This window comes from Candidatus Marsarchaeota archaeon (assembly GCA_023473665.1).
GTDB lineage: Archaea > Micrarchaeota > Micrarchaeia > Micrarchaeales > Micrarchaeaceae > JAMCYM01.
The window spans coordinates 260,517-277,322 of record JAMCYM010000002.1 but is presented as its reverse complement, the minus strand read 5'-3'; the positions used below and the strand labels follow the sequence as shown (position 1 = coordinate 277,322).

Annotated in this window: 20 protein-coding genes; 10 read left to right on the top strand and 10 right to left on the bottom strand. The window is 44.3% G+C overall.

Annotated elements, in window-relative coordinates:
- Positions 1-220 precede the first annotated feature (220 nt).
- The 3 genes from M1158_02160 to M1158_02150 all read left to right on the top strand — a co-directional run bounded on the left by M1158_02160 (position 221) and on the right by M1158_02150 (position 2,475).
- Positions 221-1,126: a hypothetical protein gene (locus M1158_02160; GenBank protein ID MCL5099906.1), complete on the top strand. Its 906-nt coding sequence runs from the start codon at positions 221-223 to the stop codon at positions 1,124-1,126.
- A gap of 70 nt (positions 1,127-1,196) precedes the next feature.
- The gene (locus M1158_02155; GenBank protein ID MCL5099905.1) at positions 1,197-1,604 is read left to right on the top strand and encodes a hypothetical protein; all 408 of its coding nucleotides are present in this window, start codon (positions 1,197-1,199) and stop codon (positions 1,602-1,604) included.
- A gap of 130 nt (positions 1,605-1,734) precedes the next feature.
- Positions 1,735-2,475 carry a hypothetical protein gene (locus M1158_02150; protein MCL5099904.1) on the top strand — a complete coding sequence of 247 codons (741 nt, stop codon included), beginning with the start codon at positions 1,735-1,737 and terminating at the stop codon, positions 2,473-2,475.
- Between the two features lie 511 nt (positions 2,476-2,986).
- Here M1158_02150 and M1158_02145 read toward each other — a convergent pair.
- The 5 genes from M1158_02145 to M1158_02125 all read right to left on the bottom strand — a co-directional run bounded on the left by M1158_02145 (position 2,987) and on the right by M1158_02125 (position 7,557).
- Entirely contained in the window at positions 2,987-3,634 is a 648-nt protein-coding gene (locus M1158_02145; protein MCL5099903.1) for a hypothetical protein, read from the bottom strand.
- A gap of 138 nt (positions 3,635-3,772) precedes the next feature.
- Entirely contained in the window at positions 3,773-4,195 is a 423-nt protein-coding gene (locus M1158_02140) for a hypothetical protein (GenBank protein MCL5099902.1), read from the bottom strand.
- A 283-nt stretch (positions 4,196-4,478) separates the two neighbouring features.
- Positions 4,479-5,615 carry a hypothetical protein gene (locus M1158_02135; GenBank protein MCL5099901.1) on the bottom strand — a complete coding sequence of 379 codons (1,137 nt, stop codon included), beginning with the start codon at positions 5,613-5,615 and terminating at the stop codon, positions 4,479-4,481.
- Between the two features lie 124 nt (positions 5,616-5,739).
- Positions 5,740-6,096, bottom strand: a complete 357-nt coding sequence (locus M1158_02130) for a hypothetical protein (protein MCL5099900.1) — start codon at positions 6,094-6,096, stop codon at positions 5,740-5,742.
- Between the two features lie 99 nt (positions 6,097-6,195).
- On the bottom strand, positions 6,196-7,557 hold the full coding sequence (locus M1158_02125; protein MCL5099899.1) for a hypothetical protein: 1,362 nt from the start codon (positions 7,555-7,557) through the stop codon (positions 6,196-6,198).
- Between the two features lie 173 nt (positions 7,558-7,730).
- Between M1158_02125 and M1158_02120 the strand changes: the two genes are divergently transcribed.
- Positions 7,731-8,006 carry a hypothetical protein gene (locus M1158_02120; protein MCL5099898.1) on the top strand — a complete coding sequence of 92 codons (276 nt, stop codon included), beginning with the start codon at positions 7,731-7,733 and terminating at the stop codon, positions 8,004-8,006.
- A gap of 406 nt (positions 8,007-8,412) precedes the next feature.
- On the opposite strand, the gene M1158_02115 is transcribed toward M1158_02120, so the two are convergent.
- The 3 genes from M1158_02115 to M1158_02105 are packed head-to-tail and all read right to left on the bottom strand — an operon-like array spanning position 8,413 to position 10,333.
- Positions 8,413-9,282 (bottom strand): radical SAM protein, encoded by an 870-nt coding sequence (locus M1158_02115; protein MCL5099897.1) that lies wholly within the window; start codon positions 9,280-9,282, stop codon positions 8,413-8,415.
- Between the two features lie 53 nt (positions 9,283-9,335).
- A complete protein-coding gene (locus tag M1158_02110) occupies positions 9,336-9,719 on the bottom strand; it encodes a hypothetical protein (protein ID MCL5099896.1) in 384 nt (127 codons plus the stop codon).
- Positions 9,720-9,757: 38 nt separating this feature from the next.
- Positions 9,758-10,333 carry a hypothetical protein gene (locus M1158_02105; GenBank protein MCL5099895.1) on the bottom strand — a complete coding sequence of 192 codons (576 nt, stop codon included), beginning with the start codon at positions 10,331-10,333 and terminating at the stop codon, positions 9,758-9,760.
- Positions 10,334-10,394: 61 nt separating this feature from the next.
- Between M1158_02105 and M1158_02100 the strand changes: the two genes are divergently transcribed.
- Positions 10,395-11,753 carry a hypothetical protein gene (locus tag M1158_02100; GenBank protein ID MCL5099894.1) on the top strand — a complete coding sequence of 453 codons (1,359 nt, stop codon included), beginning with the start codon at positions 10,395-10,397 and terminating at the stop codon, positions 11,751-11,753.
- Here the strand turns inward: M1158_02100 and M1158_02095 are convergent.
- The gene (locus tag M1158_02095) at positions 11,711-12,814 is read right to left on the bottom strand and encodes a glycosyltransferase family 4 protein (GenBank protein MCL5099893.1); all 1,104 of its coding nucleotides are present in this window, start codon (positions 12,812-12,814) and stop codon (positions 11,711-11,713) included. The two genes, M1158_02100 and M1158_02095, sit on opposite strands and share 43 nt — an antisense overlap.
- A gap of 64 nt (positions 12,815-12,878) precedes the next feature.
- Between M1158_02095 and M1158_02090 the strand changes: the two genes are divergently transcribed.
- The 3 genes from M1158_02090 to M1158_02080 are packed head-to-tail and all read left to right on the top strand — an operon-like array spanning position 12,879 to position 14,291.
- On the top strand, positions 12,879-13,019 hold the full coding sequence (locus tag M1158_02090; protein ID MCL5099892.1) for a hypothetical protein: 141 nt from the start codon (positions 12,879-12,881) through the stop codon (positions 13,017-13,019).
- On the top strand, positions 12,994-13,566 hold the full coding sequence (locus tag M1158_02085) for a hypothetical protein (protein MCL5099891.1): 573 nt from the start codon (positions 12,994-12,996) through the stop codon (positions 13,564-13,566). The genes M1158_02090 and M1158_02085 overlap by 26 nt, the downstream gene beginning before the upstream one ends.
- A gap of 32 nt (positions 13,567-13,598) precedes the next feature.
- Positions 13,599-14,291 carry an HAD family hydrolase gene (locus M1158_02080; GenBank protein ID MCL5099890.1) on the top strand — a complete coding sequence of 231 codons (693 nt, stop codon included), beginning with the start codon at positions 13,599-13,601 and terminating at the stop codon, positions 14,289-14,291.
- Here the strand turns inward: M1158_02080 and M1158_02075 are convergent, their stop codons facing one another.
- Positions 14,292-15,263 carry a hypothetical protein gene (locus M1158_02075; protein MCL5099889.1) on the bottom strand — a complete coding sequence of 324 codons (972 nt, stop codon included), beginning with the start codon at positions 15,261-15,263 and terminating at the stop codon, positions 14,292-14,294.
- A 271-nt stretch (positions 15,264-15,534) separates the two neighbouring features.
- Here M1158_02075 and M1158_02070 point away from each other — a divergent pair, with 271 nt between their 5' ends.
- Positions 15,535-16,164 carry a thymidylate synthase gene (locus M1158_02070; protein MCL5099888.1) on the top strand — a complete coding sequence of 210 codons (630 nt, stop codon included), beginning with the start codon at positions 15,535-15,537 and terminating at the stop codon, positions 16,162-16,164.
- Positions 16,165-16,806 carry a class I SAM-dependent methyltransferase gene (locus M1158_02065; protein MCL5099887.1) on the top strand — a complete coding sequence of 214 codons (642 nt, stop codon included), beginning with the start codon at positions 16,165-16,167 and terminating at the stop codon, positions 16,804-16,806.

The following is a 16,806-nucleotide window of genomic DNA, read 5'->3' as shown; positions in this document are numbered from 1 at the left end:
GACTGAGCGTTTTCGTGATACCGTGCCAAGTACAACTAAAGCTGTTAAAAAACAGCCGATAACTGATTTTACTGCTGGTATGCACATACCTACTGTCTCTACTAGCGTAACGGCAAATCCACAAGAAGATGTAGACAATTGAAGGAGGTCAATGTTGCCTGAATGGTTTGGGTCTCTCTGGAGCCATGAATACTGGCGCCAATGATTGATGGTGTGGAAATTGCCGCAGAAACATACAAATCGCACAACCTCTTATGGAGACGTTCCAGACGTAGTTCGCGATATCAAGCGTCCGCGTGAGACCCCAGAGGAAAGGCATGCACGCCTGCTAAGACTTGGCAATAAGGTAGAGCAGACAGAGGAGCATTACCTTGATCTTATCAATCAGACAAAAGAGCCCGGGTCTAATAATATGCCGATGCATCCAGAAGCTCCTGAAATAAAAACAATATCTCGCGTAAGTGTGCCTGCAAAAAGTCCAAAACCGACCGAGAAGACAACCGAAAAGAACGTCAACATAATGGTAAGCGGCTGGCCTAACGTTACGCGCGTAGTATTATTTGAGCTTACCGAAGACCAATACAGACAATTAATGACAAAAGATTCAATAAATAGTGTAATTTTTTACCTTGCAGATGCGGCACCCCCTGCTAATATCAATAAAGTCAGAAATGCAGTCTTTGACGGGTCACCAAACACCGCAATGGCGGTGTTCAGGCTCAAGCCAGACTGGACACCGGAAGAAAATGGTATGGCATGGCCAAAGAACGGCCTGAGTCCTGAACGAATTGCGCATAGACCTATCGACGATGAAGAACATGAAGAGGCCGCGAAAACAAAATTCAATGTAAGGATAAGCGGTTGGCCCAGCATCAGGTATTCGACCTTGGTCGAGCTTACCAGCGAAGAGTACGCGGAATTGACGAAGAAAAAGCTGCTCAGCGGCGCAATCTGCTACTTGGAAGAGATTCTCCCCAAGCGAGATTTCGACAGGGTATTCAATGCAGTATTCCACGATAGATTCAATAATGCGATGAAGGTATCCAAGCTTAATCAAGACGGAAGGCCGGAAAAGCTAGGTGCAGTGTGGCGCACGGCTGGGCCCAGGCAGATTCCTTTTGAGTAAATCCGACTTTCTCTTTTTGCCCTAATGAAAGCTGTAAATATCTTAATGCACACGTATGTGGTGTGGTTGCATGGTAGATATGTTGCAGTCTGCCAAGAGCGGCAAGCTTTTGACGAGGGACGAGAAGAATAACCTTGTGGAGGCATTCAAGGTTGTTGCCCAGCACAGATACAGCAGAGAGGCAGATGGGTGGCTTGGAAGCGCGGTGGATAAGATAATACCGACATTGGCATCAGTGGTGCTGGACCAATCTACGTCGGATTATAGGCGGGCATGCCACGAAGCCGCGGCGAACGTGAAGGAGGCCGCAGTCTTGGAGTACAAATACGGAGAAAAGGTAAGAAGCCTTTATCTTTATGAAGCGGCTGCAAAGCTCTATGACGTTGCCGGAGAACCTGAAAATGCTAAGGAAGCAAGGGACCAGAATAATGATACTAAGAAAAAGATCAGGGAAGGCTTGACTGGCCGGAAAGACTGATGGCGATTCTGACCCGCCCACATACGGCTTTAGTGATACTAACAGTAATTTAGTATTTCTAATTTCTTTTAGGTGAAACCTCTTTAGGCAGGTATAAATATCTCGAACGAGAAAACCTTAATGTGGTGACATGAATACGAGCTTGCACACGAATAACCAAGCATCAGATTATGGGAGGGCCTTTATCATCGCCATGAAGAAGGCAAATATTTATAAGCTGCAAGAACAAGAAGCCATCAAGCATGGCAATACTAGGCAATTCGTAAGGTTTCTGAGAAAAGAGAGCTATACTGAGCTGAGGGCTGCCAAGAAGTATGTTAAGGGAACGCATAAGTCTGATCCTGGTACGCTCTTGGAATTGGCTAGGATCAATGATGCGTGGACAAGCAAGAGCAATCAATACGAGACCCTCACTACAGGTACGGCAAACAGGAGGATAGAAACGCTCAAGGCTGATGGCCTTCTCACTGTTCTGCAGCTTGGCGGACACGAATATTATCATCTTAGCGATGCCGGGCAAGCTGCATATAGGGCGTTTATGCGCTATGTGCCATCCAGCACAATTGAGGCAGCTAATGAGATATCTCTAGATACTAAGATATTAATCCTAAACAAGGAGGCAAGAAAGGACACGATAGCCGCATACATGCTCGCTCTTAGCACCAGCACAATAATTGTTATAGAAAGTGCCTATGATTACACTATGTCGCCACACGCCATGCCCTATGCTTCGCTGGCATTAAACATTCTACTGACCGGCGGGTTTATAGGGGGTATTATAGCATCACATATTCATGATGCAAATCAGAACAAGAGGGCTGCGGAAGGCGTCGCGCAAGCTGCAGCAGAGCAAGAGCCTAATGGTCAATGAAATTCAAAGAAAAGGTTTCTGAGCTCAGCTGCATAACTGATGGCATGCGTTATTTTAGAACAATATAGAATATACTTAGTTTTTCTTTGATTCTTTTAGCAAAACTCGATTTCTTCTTTATTTGCTGCCTATTGCATTGCGCTATGGCGTGAATAAAATCCCGAAAGAAAATTTTTCGTGCAGCAGAACGCAAATGCGTGTAAATTTTTCTCTCGAAAATTTGTTTTCGAGGGTTTTCAGCCCTTCAGAAATTGATTTTCAAGAATATGGATTTATGCCTATTAAGTTTCATAATTGCGAGCCAAAAAACGCCCTCTCTCGGAAAGGCATGAAAAACAGGCCGACTTCGCGCTCAATACCGCTTGCTTAACCAACAGGCCCTGTTTTCCAAAAATTCAAAAGAGATGCTTAAAACAAAACGTGTTTTCGTTTCGGAAATATGAAAAATAATCAGACAGCACAGATGGCGTTTACAATTTCATTTCTATGAAATTGTACCCTTCTAAAGCTGTCATTTGCCCTTTGGATTCATGTTTGGGTATTTCTTCACCAGATTAATCCCAACTTTCATATAATGGTCAAAATCGCTTTTCTTGATGCTGTCCAAGAAAACCTGTTTCAATTCGTTCTGCAGCTCCACAATATGCGGATAATTGTGGTCCGTATGGTATTCTGTATCACCTGGCCAGAATAATTCAGCCTCTTTCGTTAGTGAGGTGAGAGCGAATGCGGCAATTTCTGCAAGCGCCCAAACCTGCCCTTCTGTCAGTCCCTCGTGCACATAATTTTCCTTGTAAATTTCAAAGTAATGCATAAGTATTAGCTCGTGCGCGGTTATCCTACGCATCTTAAATTGATCCTCAGTCCAGCTCCTGACTATCCTATTATCCATCCCCCAATTAGATATTCCTCTATTAAAGCAGGATAGTACGCATTCATACTCAGGATGAAGCCATTTGTACCCTGTCATGCGTTCTACGTAGTCCGAAAAGTCGTCATTGATTTGATCCCATGATTTCTGATATTCGTCTTTTTTGACGAGCATCAGACCCATATCGGATTTATATCGTTCTTCTACTTGTTCTCTACTTTTTGCTGTGCGGCGCATAAGAGATATCTTGGCGTCATACTCTTTATCAATAATAAATTCTAGGTGCATGTTCCAACACCTTCATAGAAATTCTAAAATGTTTCCTATTCTATCGGAAAATCGAGCTGCTCCTTCGGGATGCCTATCGACAGGCCGTAATCTACGATAGGCTGTCATAGACTCCTGCCATAAGGACCGTTTCGGTCTTCAGCCTTTGCGCTCAATTGCCAGGTAGCGCCAGAACTGGTCTATGGCTTCATCGAGGAATACCTTCACGTGGAGTATGTCGTCCTCCCTCAGCATCACTTCCAGGCGCTTGACCTCACCTGCAAGATCCGCTATCGGGACATTCTTGTCATATATGCTGCTCCTGCCAGTTCCGGTCAGCTGGTATAGTATGAAGTCGTTTAGCTGGTACCTTTCCCTAAGCTTTTCAGCTTCAGCATCTAGGCCCTTCTTCTTGTAGACTGAGTATTTAGCAAATGCGGCTACCAGCGATTCGTCCCTTTCTACAATCAGTTTGTTCCTTTCTGGAGCGGTCTCTGGCTTCAGAGCGTCAATGCCTCGCATGCTCCTAAAATCGCTGATCTGCTGCCTACCTTTTTGATCCATATTAATAGGTTTCGACATTCATTCACCCATGCACCATGAAACTGTATTCTTTGTTCTTTACCAAGAAATCGTACACTTTGCGCACGGATTGCACCTTGTCTTCGGTCCATAACAGACCTCTCTTTGTGGTTTCTTGCCCGGTTGTCATACAATCCCCTATTCAAAACGTCAGTTCGTTCAAATATTTATACTTATTTAATGCCTGACCTTGTCCAATAAATTCTGAGATCTATGATATGGTTCAAAAGCATTAAACTATTGGGCCATCAATCCGTCCTCGATCTGGCAGATCCCGATTTCATCAGACTCCATTCCGGAGCAGCTTACGACCCCTTATGCCGCTTATATCCGAAGGCTCTGGCACAGGATTCACCGGCACGTCTGGATTCTGCATATAGTAGAGCAGCAGCTTGCCGAACAACATATCCATCTCTGGCTCAAGCGGATTTACGCCATCAAGCTCGCTGTACTCTGCCGGATGTTCGGTGCCATAGACATCGTTGACATACTGGGGGTCGAGGATTGTGGCCCCACCCACCATGAACACCTGCCTTACCATTGAATCTATCGGTATAGGAGCGGCATCCTGCGCCCCTGGGTACTGGTATTTGCGAGCTATACCTAAGCTCTCCAGGTACTTTATGTTGCCTTCATCAGTTGGGCTTCTCATTCCCTCGCTCGCATGGTCCCTGAGCACTGCTGCTCGTAGCGCTTTAGGTACCTGATAGTTCAGGAATTTCGCCCTGCCTTCAGGGTAGTCTGCAAAGGCCACAACGCTGCCCGTCGTATCAATGACGAGGGCGATGTAGCCATGGGTCCAGTCTCTGATAAGCTCCCCCTTTGGCCCCATGAGCGGCGTGTTACGGGCCTTCTCTGCAGCGGTCCTGACGCGCTCGACAAACTTTCCAGACTCTTGAGCTTCCACGAGCGCGCGCATCGCTTGGAGCGTCACTATGCTGCCAAGCCGGTTTGAGTATTCTGTCAGGTTCTTCGCCCTGAACGCCTTCGCCTCATCATCGCGGACGCCACCGAAGAAGAACTGCTCGAGCGTGAAGCCTATTTCCTTGGAAGCCTCTTCCGCGTTGAAATCCTCTATGTCGGATATTATCCTTCCAGTAGCAAGGGCCGTGTACATACTTCCGGCCCCCGACTCGTAGATGTCATTGTACGCCCTGGTTATAGTGAGCCCCCATATCTTATCCCTGAGCAACAGGAGCAGGTCCAGAGGATCCTTGCGCATATACCAGTACTGCGCGTCGTGGCCATCCTCAAACTTCTCGAACAGGTTTCTTCCGATAGCGTTTACCTCAGGATTGATGCTTTTATAGTATTCGTCCAGCTCTCTGCATACTTCTGCTATTTTGGCGTTGCCCTTGGATATGCGCTGGACTATGTCGCTCCTTTCCTGCCTCATCTTGTTGATCGGGGTATCGGGCATTGGCTCACGGCAATCCTTACATGTGTATTGCGGCTTCGAAGATATTTATAGCTGGCTGGAAGCTCTCTTCCTGTACTGTCCTGAAAAATGCCTTAAGAAACCTATCCCATGCGTCAAAAAGCAGTTATTTATGCAGCGCTTTTGAGGAATTAACAATGACATCTATTATATGGTCGATATCTCTATTCATATCCGAAGATGTTTTCCCTTCTTTCTTCATTTGCTCATAGATTTTCGCTATGTCAGATTGATCCAAGTTCTCGACAATCTCCTTCTCGGCATGGTTCCTTGCGGCCTCCTTCCGAGCACGATCCCTATCCCAATAGTTTGCGGAATTAATCCTTACATCGAAAACCTTAGCATACACCAGATTCTCATTATCAATCTTCTCCAATTTCACGGTTATCCTCCCTTCCACAGCTGCCATAAGACTATAGCTAATTCCAGTGTTTTCCCGTTCTATTGACTTGCTTACTGGCATGGTATCATCTTAAATTTTATCTGCTTTGAAGATATTTATGCCTTACTCGGCACTCGGATTGAAAACTGATTCTGGTATTGATATATTTTACTAGACTTGTCAACAGCTGTAGTTTCTTGATGCGTAAATGCTGAAATCGCTGTACTGATGCACGATATTCGTGCTGTATGTCTTCACAGCGCCAGGGTTCGTGCCTATGCCGTAGAACACGATAGCCGGATAGCCGCTAGTTGTCGCATTGTAGCCATAAGGCGAGAAGGCGGTGACTCCATAATATCTTAGATAGACCCAATCGTTCGAGACGAAACTGCAGTTACTTAGATTGAGGCCCTTTACAGCATTGACCGCACTCGGGAAAACCGAATTATTGCTGCCAGGAGAGAACGCAATCAGGCTTGAGCCCATCAGTGCAATAACCGCTATCATCGATGCGGCCGAGAACGCAGAAAGTGTGGCGATAGCGGCTGTCCTGTACCTGGACAGGCTTCTTTGCCTAAGCTTCCTTTCTATGAGCCATGACAGCAGGAATGCTATGGATGCGAACAGGAAGTAGCCGTACCTTGCCTGGTCAAATACGCTCTCATGGGTGCCTAGCACCACGAACTCGAGGAGAGCCAGAAGAAAGAACGATGCCAGAATTAGAGGCATCCTGTGCCCTGCACCGGTGACTGCCTTAAAGGTCCTGTGAATTTTGGCAATAGAGCCGCGCGGATGCCGGTAGTACATGATGAGCAGCAGCATTATGGCAGGGATGAAGCCTGCAACTATTCCTTCGAGAGCGACAAGCGAGATTGCGCTTGGCATTGAGCTCTCCTCGTTGACCACCACAGATGATAGATAGCTGTATAGGGGGTTTCCGAACGCTGCGTAGTTGAATGCCAGCCATGGAAGCGTGATTACAACGAAGGCGATGAAACTGTACAATATCTTCTTCTTGCCGCCAACGAGTAGCAGTAGTGGCAGGAATATCAGTGCCGTGTATTTCGAGAGGCCGGCCAAGCCGATGAATATGCCGGCCTGCCATTTGCCCCTGTAAAGCAGGGGGAGCGCGGCAATCATCATGATGAGCGATAGCATCTCTTCGCTGTTGATCATAAATGGGAATACCACCAGGTAGGGAAGCACAAGAAGCGAACCGACCAGGAGGTAATTAATCTTGAAGCCCTTGGAGAAATAGACGGTTGCGAAGAAGAGGAAGACCACCATGATGGCTAGATAGGCAGGTATTGCTAGGCGCCCAGCCAGCAGATAAAGTCCTGCTAGGGTGATAATGCTCAACGGCGCCCTGTAGGATTCGAAATAGATGTTTTTTGTTTGGACTATGCCAAAATCCAAATATGTGCCGCCGGTTGCCACTGCATTCTTCACAGAGCTAAAGAAGCCTGGAGCCAGCATAGCCTTTCCAGCCATGTAGTGCGCCACGAAGTCCCAACCGACGCCGTATAAATGGTATGCTTCCATTACCGCAGCTCCCAGTAGCAGGAAGAGAATGCACATGGCAATAAATTTTGCATTCATACGTGAGCCATAGCATCATTAACTATAAATTGGGATACGATTCATGGCTTAGCGGGAACAAGCCATGTTTATATATCTGAGCTGCTGAATTATTATAAGCAAAGCGGGTGTCGTACATGCCGGTAAGCATAGTAAAAGGCAAAAAGGAGGTTGACATTAATAAAGTGGAAAGCGACCTTAAGTTAATCCTCAACATGCCTGGTAATTATGCTGGTACGGTTGATTACCTGCAGAAACTGTTAGAATACAATCAATCTCAAATGAACAATATCGATGGCCGTATAAGACAGATAGTATTTAGAAGCAGCGCCCCAGTCAGCGATATGTTCGAGTACGTCAAAGAGCTGCTGGAGGCTGACAGCCGTTTTGAAATAAAGAAGAAATGGTTGTGATAGATTTATAGCATGCTCCTGGCAAAGCTCGGTAGATTGCATAACACTGGTGCTATCCGATAGCCCCATATTTTCTGCCGAGAATCAACTGCAACATGATCTGCTTTAGAGTATCCAAGCGCTCTTTGGCTGCTGATTTCATTTTTATATCAGGCATGGAGTACCATCAAATTCCGTTGCCCCAATTAGATATGTATATGTCTTTCTTGCAGATAACTCGGTTTAGCCAATATGCTAGAGCAAACCAACTTACGCCCAGGTCTGCTTATGATCGATTGCTAACCCAAGACGTTTATACATACTTCGGTGATTTTGCAGAAAGAACTGAGGAAACGGTTTACCTAGTGAATATTATCTCCAGCTCAAATATCTCGGTATCTATAAATGTCTGCAGTATATTGCCATATTATTCCACCTTGCCGGAATCGATCCATTTCTTGTGGTAGATGACGCCATTCAGCCTTATCCTGAGACCGTGCTTCTCCAGCAGCTTGTATACTATCCTGTCTAGGGCCTGCCTGTGGGGCTCAGTATCTGCGCTCTCGTAGACCTTCCTGATGTTTTCTGGCGCGTTCTCCAATACCTTCCACAACCTCTCCCTTATGTAGGGCTTGAGATTGATGTGCTCGACGTACACGTCCCTTACGCCTGCGTTCGCTATTGCGGAGAAGAGCTCATCAAGTAGCTCAGGAGTGTACCTGAAATGAGGTAGCAAGGGCCCCACGAACGCATATGTACGAAATCCCATTTCCGTGAGTTTTCTTAGTGCGTCTATTCTTGCGCTGGCAGCCGAGGCCCTGACCTCGAGAAATCGGCTCAGCGCGTCATCGGTTGTTGTGACTGTCATGCCAACATCGAAGTTGCGCAGTCTTCGGAACACGTCCACATCGCGCAGCACCATTACCGACTTCGTCTGTATGCTTACCTCACCAGGATACTGGTGCTTGGCCAGCACTTCCAGTATGCCGCGCGTTAGCTTGTATTTTGCCTCTGCGCCCTGATATGGGTCTGTAACGGAGCTCAGGAATATAGAAGAGTTCCATTTCCTTCTGGGAAGCGCCATGAGGTCATGCTCGAACACCCCAACAGCATTGGTCTTCGCGTAGACATAGTTGCCCCAGTTGTCTATCGGCTCCTTGACGAACCTGCCCATGAAGCTTGCGTAGCAGTAGGCGCATCCGAACTCGCATCCCACATAGGGATTTACTGCATAGTCAGAATCTGGAAGCCTGGATAGGGTAAGCAAAGACTTCGCAGTTATCTCCTTTATCTCCATAAACATTTTCTCTTAGTTAAACATTTAATACTTTAATGTAGACTTACATAAATTTAGCCCGTTTCGATTACTAGCTCCATAACGAGATGCTCGATTATACGTAGTCTAGCAGCATGGTGCTCTGCGGTGTGTATACTTGCATTAATATCCCAAAATATAGTCTTTTTTGAGGATTTGCAGTAACTTGGAAGCATACGTTTCTCCATGCGATTTACAATAAATATTACAATGTCGGCATCATCAAACATTCGTTTTGTCAACTGTATTCGATGATGGTTAGAAGCATCGTAGCCTGCTTTGTTTAGTAGTGGAGAGGTTATCTCGCTCGGTCCTTTCCCTACGCCGTTTTCCGCTTTCACATGAAAACCTGAACTTGTTGCTGTATTCTTGGTGGAAAGTTTGCTGAATATAACTGCAGCTACCACGCTCCTTTCCATGTTTGCTCTGCATACGAAAAGAATTTTCATTTGCCACACTATTTTAGGCTTCCATCAATTACTTTACGCAATTCAGGCAAAAGACTTCTGGCGGTGGAGATTGATGATCTATTAGTAACGAAACGGTTTATTGATGAATTGTACTTTCCAGATCTGACCGCCTTTAGTTCTTGGCGTGTATATTCGAGACGTTTTCCAGTGATGTCCCTGCCAGTCGCCTGCAGCCTCCTCTTTAACTCTGGGATGCTTTCTGGAAAAAGGTATACAACAAATGATTTCCCTCCCACGTACCTAAGCCACTCATCGACAAATTCGACACTTATATCCATTATTGGTACCTTCCCAGCTTGCTGAGTTTTCAGCACTTCCATTATTGGTTCTCCATAAACAGAGCCGTAGTGTCGAAATATCTTCACCTGCCCAGCTTGCTGGAGCACCATTAGGTGGATGAGCGAAATATGATTTTTATCATCGTTATCTCGTTTCTGCCTCGTAGTATATACCGTCATTCGTCTAAGCCTAGAGTCTATACCGAGTAGATGCTCAATCACGGTGGATTTCCCAACGCCTGATGGACCAGTTAATAGTATAATCAAACGGTTAACGCTTACCATATGTACGCATTGCATTAAGAAATTATATATATTTTGAGGAAGGCAGATTTAATGTGCTTGAATGGTACCGAAAGGCACAGCGAAGAATGTAAGCGTTTCTGTGCGTGAAGCCGTAGCTAAGGATGTTATGCAGCTTGCTGCATACTCACATTTTTTTGGAAATTGGAATTCTGCCTTTCCTAAAATTACGACATTCAGTACCAAAACGTGGACCGACCAGTTTGAGCCTGAAGCGGATGATTCTGCCAAGGGCTTCCTGAGGGATCTTCTCAGGAATTACTTTTTTTATGGAGTCAGAAATCCATCAGTGATATTCGTGGAAAGCGCAGTAAAATCATGGCCAAAGATGCTTGACATTCTACCAGACAATGTAGTGCTCATGCCAATAATGATAAAGGGCTATGAATTGGGAAGGCTTGTAGGTTATGCACTTACGACGAGGCGCAAGACATTCGACCTAGTGCTTTTTGGGATTCATAAAGCAGCAGTTAAATCACGAGATGGTAAAGTACTTTTTCCAACCCATACCCTCTACGCTGACAAAGCAGACACCGAGCTAGTGAATAACAGCAGAAAAGCATTACTTGTTGTTGATGACACCTGTGAATTTTTTAGTTTTTCAAAAGAAATTGCAACAAGGTTTTCTGATAGCGGAAAAAGAGACATATTCTTCTTGTTCGGTATGCGCCTACCCGAAGCAGCAAATTCGAATGGTGCTGAGTACTTTGAGGAGGTAGCATATGATTTAAACTCTGGAATGGTCTTATACAAATGGAGTGCAAATGCAAAGAAAGTGAAAAGGCAGATCACAAGAGTGGATAAAGGAATTGCTGAACCTATGCCAAATTTCCGTTCTAATAAAGAATTAGCACTGAGACCAGGGCCTTGGAATTTGTTTGCAGCAATAAACAGATTCAGGGGGAAAATTACAGGTTTAAATACGATGCGTAAGACATTAGGCGTTAACGAACCATACGATCACGTTGGCTTCAGGGTCAATGAATTCATTATAGTAGAAGCCGCAGGCAAACCATTTGATAAGCGCGTGACGTTCAAAGGGCTTACATTCAATGTGCCTGTCAAACTTCAAGGCATGCATGACACTGCTATAGTCCTGAACGCCAACACGACTTTTATTGATGAGCACACTGGTGTAGTGCGTGGAGGAATCGTAAAAATTATTGATTGGCCGGCAGAAACGGGATGGTACAAGACAAATAAAGAAACAGGAATACCATGCAGTAAGAAAGCTGTATGGGAAGAGCCTGATGCGCTGTATCTCAGGCGGGCCATGACAGAACCATACATAGGATCATTGGTTTATGCTAGGGGCGGAATAGGAGTATTGGGTAGCAGAAGAAGAGGTATAGATGCTAACTATGCACCAGATGTAGGTTTTGGAGTCGCAACAAACCTATAAGCAGATATGACCTGATCTATCTGACCAAACCAATCATATTCTTTCTGAACGAGCTTCCTGCCTTTTGCACTGAGGCAGGCATAAAGTCTTTTATTGTGCAACAGATACATGATAAGCTTAGGGTATTCTGTTAAATCGTCAGATATTATCACTGAACCTCTAAGGTCTAGACCTTCAGCACCTTTTGTCGTAGTAATGACCGGCATTCCAGATGCCATAGCAACAAGCAGTTTCACTCTTGTCCCTGAACCGCTATCTATCGGGGCAACAAGAATTGAATTGCGCCTGATTGCATTTGCAAGATCTGGAATAAAGCCATGAACTTTTATATTAGTCGATTCCACTTTTCTACGCAACGCTGGAGGGATGTCACCGATAACATCTAGCATTATGTCTTTCTCAACTTTTTCCATTTCCCTCATTATGCTTACCAAGTTAACCAACATCCTTTTATTTGGCTCGTAGTAGAAGTTCCCAAACGTTACTATGCGCATGCTGCTAGGGGCAGGCCGCAGTTTCTCCAATGGCTTCGTATCAATGCAGCCATTGTATATGAACACCTTATGTCGGGAAATTCCAGATATATTGATAAGCTTATTTGCATCACTACTAGACCTACACAGTACTGCATCGCAAGCATTGGCAGCTGTCCGTTCTCTATTAGCAATTGCCAAGATTCGCTTTCTGTTATATCCCAGTTGTTGCAAAAGATCACTATGTATGTTGTGAACCTCCCAAACTATCGGTATGTGGCTATTATGGAGGGCTTCTGCATATACATTGAGAATCTCTGGTGAGTCGAAGTGAGCAGCATCTACATGAGCCTTAGCAAGCAGCCCTGTTATAAATTCAGATCGTCCATAGAAATCGGCTTCGCGAAGCAGTATGCTTGTGTACTTCTCCTTTTTATATAGTGTGATGTTATCCCAGCCACGATAGCATCTCACAAGAGTTACGCGTATATGTTTTTTCATCAACGCCTGAATCATCTGATTTATGCCAAACGAACCCCCTTCCTTTGCCGGAAGCCACGGCCCGTCTCGAAATATAGCAACGTGCATGCAATATAGACCGAATCCTTATTGTGCAGGCAAGTATTTTAATATTAAGTAAAAATAAACAAACATGAGAAAAAGAAAGGCGTACGTAATACCAACTTGGCTTAGGGAGATGGTTGTAAAAAAAAGGTTTACCATCAAGTATAAGATACCGGAAAGGTATAGATATGCGGTAGTGAAAAATGGCAGGATCAGGTTCTTCAAATAAGCGATGGTTGATAGTACTTGAAGGTCTGCCTGGAAGCGGCAAGACGGGGCATTTGATGTATTTTTCAAAACACTACAACACTGTAAAGGAAATTTTATCAAAAGTACCGAATAAACCGAACGAGATGTTTTTCCTAAGGAACGAAATTAAGAAATATAGCCTAGCAACAAAACCTGGAATAACTATTATGGATAGGAATTATGTATCTAGTTTGGCGTTTAATTTCTCTAAACTGGCGGGCCTTGATCCAACCTTCTTCAGCGTGGTCAGTTGGTACTTTAAAAGCATGGCCAGCGGAGAGATTTGGAAGCCGGACTGCTATGTTTACATAAAGACACCGGTTTCTGTTAGCATCAGCAGAAAGCGCAGGAAGCAATTCCATAAGGTATGGTCAAGCAAGAAGAAGCTGAGGCTTATGGAACTGTTCTATGGATTCTATTTCAGTGTAGTAGAGAGGAATATACTCACTATAGACGGGCGCAATTCTATTGCAGTGCAGCGCAGACTCATATCCAGATTCCTTAAAAGTTTAAATAAAGAAGAGTGAGATTTTTATATTGTTTTAGAGTATGATTTGCAATGATAAAAGTTATAGTGTTTGATGGGGAAGGCACGCTTTTCAGCAGTTTGCCAAAAAATAAGAAAATACAGAACATACTCAAAGAGAAAGGCTATCGCAGGAGGCTCGCAGAGATAGATAGGGCTTTCTTGAAGGCAAAAAGGATCGCAAACTTACTTAAGTCAAAGGGGTTGACAAAGCTTGACAGTGCAGGATATCTGCTGGAGAACGAGATTAGGCTTATACTTTTGGATTTCGATGACCACGAGGTAGCCATGCTCGCAAGAATAGTAAACTCTCAATGGACAGATGCTGGAAATAGGACACCTTACCCAGAGACAAGAATTGTGCTTGAATCATTGAAAAGACGCAAGTATAAGCTTGGGCTGTTAACAGCAGGTGCAGCCATAAGCTATAGAAAGACGCTCAGGAAGCTTGGCTTAGAAACATACTTCTCATTTGTGCTTGGCGAAGATACTGTGAATGCTCCAAAGCCAGATTTGCGCGCATACAAACGTGTCATAGATGAAGCCAGCTGCAAGCCGAATGAGATTCTTTTCGTGGGTGACAATCCAACGAATGACTACAGCGGGCCGATAGCCAGCGGTATGAAGGCAGTGCTAGTCGACCGGGCAAATGAACATAGAGACGTGCCATCAAGAATACTTAATTTGGCCCCATTGGCAGTGCCTAAATTCTTTAAGAATCTGTAGTTATTTACGCAGAAGCTTGGTTATATATGCAGACAAGTCATTGAGCTTTCCTTCAGCGTAAATGATTCGGGTGCTCTTTGATAGGCGTTCCGCGTACTCGAACCGCTTCTGCTTCTCCTCTTCGCTTAGTATGTTTGGGAAGATTAGCCGGGGTCCAAACATCACATATATGCTCTCACTATACTCACACAGCGCATAGTATATCGCCATTATTTCCCGTTCGCTTATAGTGCCGGGTTCATATGAAACTAAGTCCCTGTGCGATTTCCTCACCATGACAAGCGCCTCCAGATCTAACGGGAAGCTAGATATCTGTACGCCGAATGCTGACGGGTCGATTACAACTCTTGACGATTGTATAGTCACTGAGGGGTCATCGCCTTTGTTTATGTGCATGCTTGCTAGAGCATCGCTACGAATTCCCAGTTCCGATACGAGAGAGCTTCTTTGCAATGATGCATGAGAATTCATACCATAGAGAATCTCGTTAGTGCTGTTTTTCAAAAACGGCCGATTGCCAGTTACGTACCTAATCGTATAATTTTTCATGCACGCATTGAATGCTGTTGTAGTCTTGCCTGAGCCATACGGGCCCAGAATTAGGACTGCTTTACCGTTGTATGATACTCCGCTAGCATGCATTGAGAATATGCCGTTTTGGTTTAGTGCCTTTTCAAGCAGCCTTGATGCTATAAGCAGCGTGTCAGATACAATAGAGTTATTCTTTGAATCTGAAGTTAAATTAGCCTTAAAATTTTCAATTTCCAGCCTGGGTGCGCCTCTCTCTACATTAATCTCAATTTGTTGTGTGGTAGCAATATTATATGATACACCAAGTGGGAGGTATATTGCGCTTTTATCTAGCAGCTCACTGTGCAGATCCTCTGGCGCATTAACCCTAAGCTCGATTCCGAACGGCTTAAACCTCACTTTTTCTGCAGTCTTAGTCATCAAAGGTTTGGATGTTGGCATGCTTTCCTATAGCCACATTTTAATATTTAATTATTATGTTCCATCGACTTTGTTCATTAATTCATTTATTCTATCTTTTACCTGCAGTATTGAACTGCAATTGTCTATCACAATTTTGACGATTCAAATGATGGCTGTTTGCAGGTTGAGAATAGACAACAAGACGACTATAAACAGGCCAGGCTAAAGTTGATTCATTCTTCGCACATTTGCTGAACGAGGTCTATAATACATAATGTTTATATATTTAGTGACGTGTAAGGTGAGAAATATGAAAATTATAGAAGCACATTCGCCAGGTAAGCTATGGCAAGAAGCAGCGACAGTGGTATACAAAAATGGTGCAGCCGTAATGGATGGGCAGGATCGCTTGAAGGAGCTGACAAATGTAGTGCTCGTGTGCGAAAATCCTTTAGAGAGCGACCGTGTGCTTGATAAATTTGCTGACAAAAAGATGCTGGACTTCATGTTAGGAAATTTCCTTGAAAAAGAGCCAGTGCTTGACTGGGGTTACTCATACGGAGCAAGGATCCTTGATTATAACGGGACTAATCAGCTTAAGAACATCATAGATAAGCTAAAACGGAACAGAGAGTCGAAATCAGCGACCATAAACCTCATGGATCCTTCTAAGGACGGGAAGCATGTCCCATGCATCTGTACACTTGACTTCAAGATACGGGATGGAAGAGTACAATGTGCTGCGTTTTTCAGGTCTCAGGATGCCGGCAAGAAGATATATGCAGATATGATCTCGTTAGGTGAACTAACCAAGAAAGTTGCAAATGAAACAGGTTCCAAGGCTGGTGCCCTGACTATTTTTATTGCATCTCTACATATATACGAGAAAGATATTGATAGCATAGTACGGCCACTCATGGAATTCACAGAGGATGGATGAATGAAATTTTCTGGCAATCTGTCTAAGTGGAAAAAGAAAGCCATTGGCTGGAACGGTGTGGCGCATAGATGGGATTCCGACATAGAAAATCCGGGCCATTATGTTAATTTTGAGGATGGATATAAGAAATTTGACAGGTTTGCATCAGGTATTATCTCCAAAATGGGAAAGGTTGATTCTGGGATAGATATAGGATGTGGAACGGGCAAGGCGAGCGCAGTACTAGCAAAGCATGTAAAAAATCTTATGTTGTTGGATATTTCTTATAAGATGCTAGAAATAGCAAAGAAGAAATATCCCAAGGCAAGAATATTGTACGCTTCAGTTACAGATATGCATATAGAGAGTGAATGTGTTGACATTGCCATAAGCAGAGGCATCCTTATATCATTGTTAGCACGAAAGGCCAAAATAAATCAGATGCTTAACGAGATCAATAGGGTGTTAAAGCCTGGCGGCGCGATACTATTCGACTTTTTGTCGAACACCAAGACCGCGAAGTTCAAAGCACAAGAATCATACAAGAAAGCATTTACAAAACGCGAGATAACTTGCTTATTGAAAGAGAAGAAGTTTAATAGAATTAATTTTGACGGTAAGGTAGGATCGCGGGTTATAAGAGTATGTGCAAGAAAGGAGTGA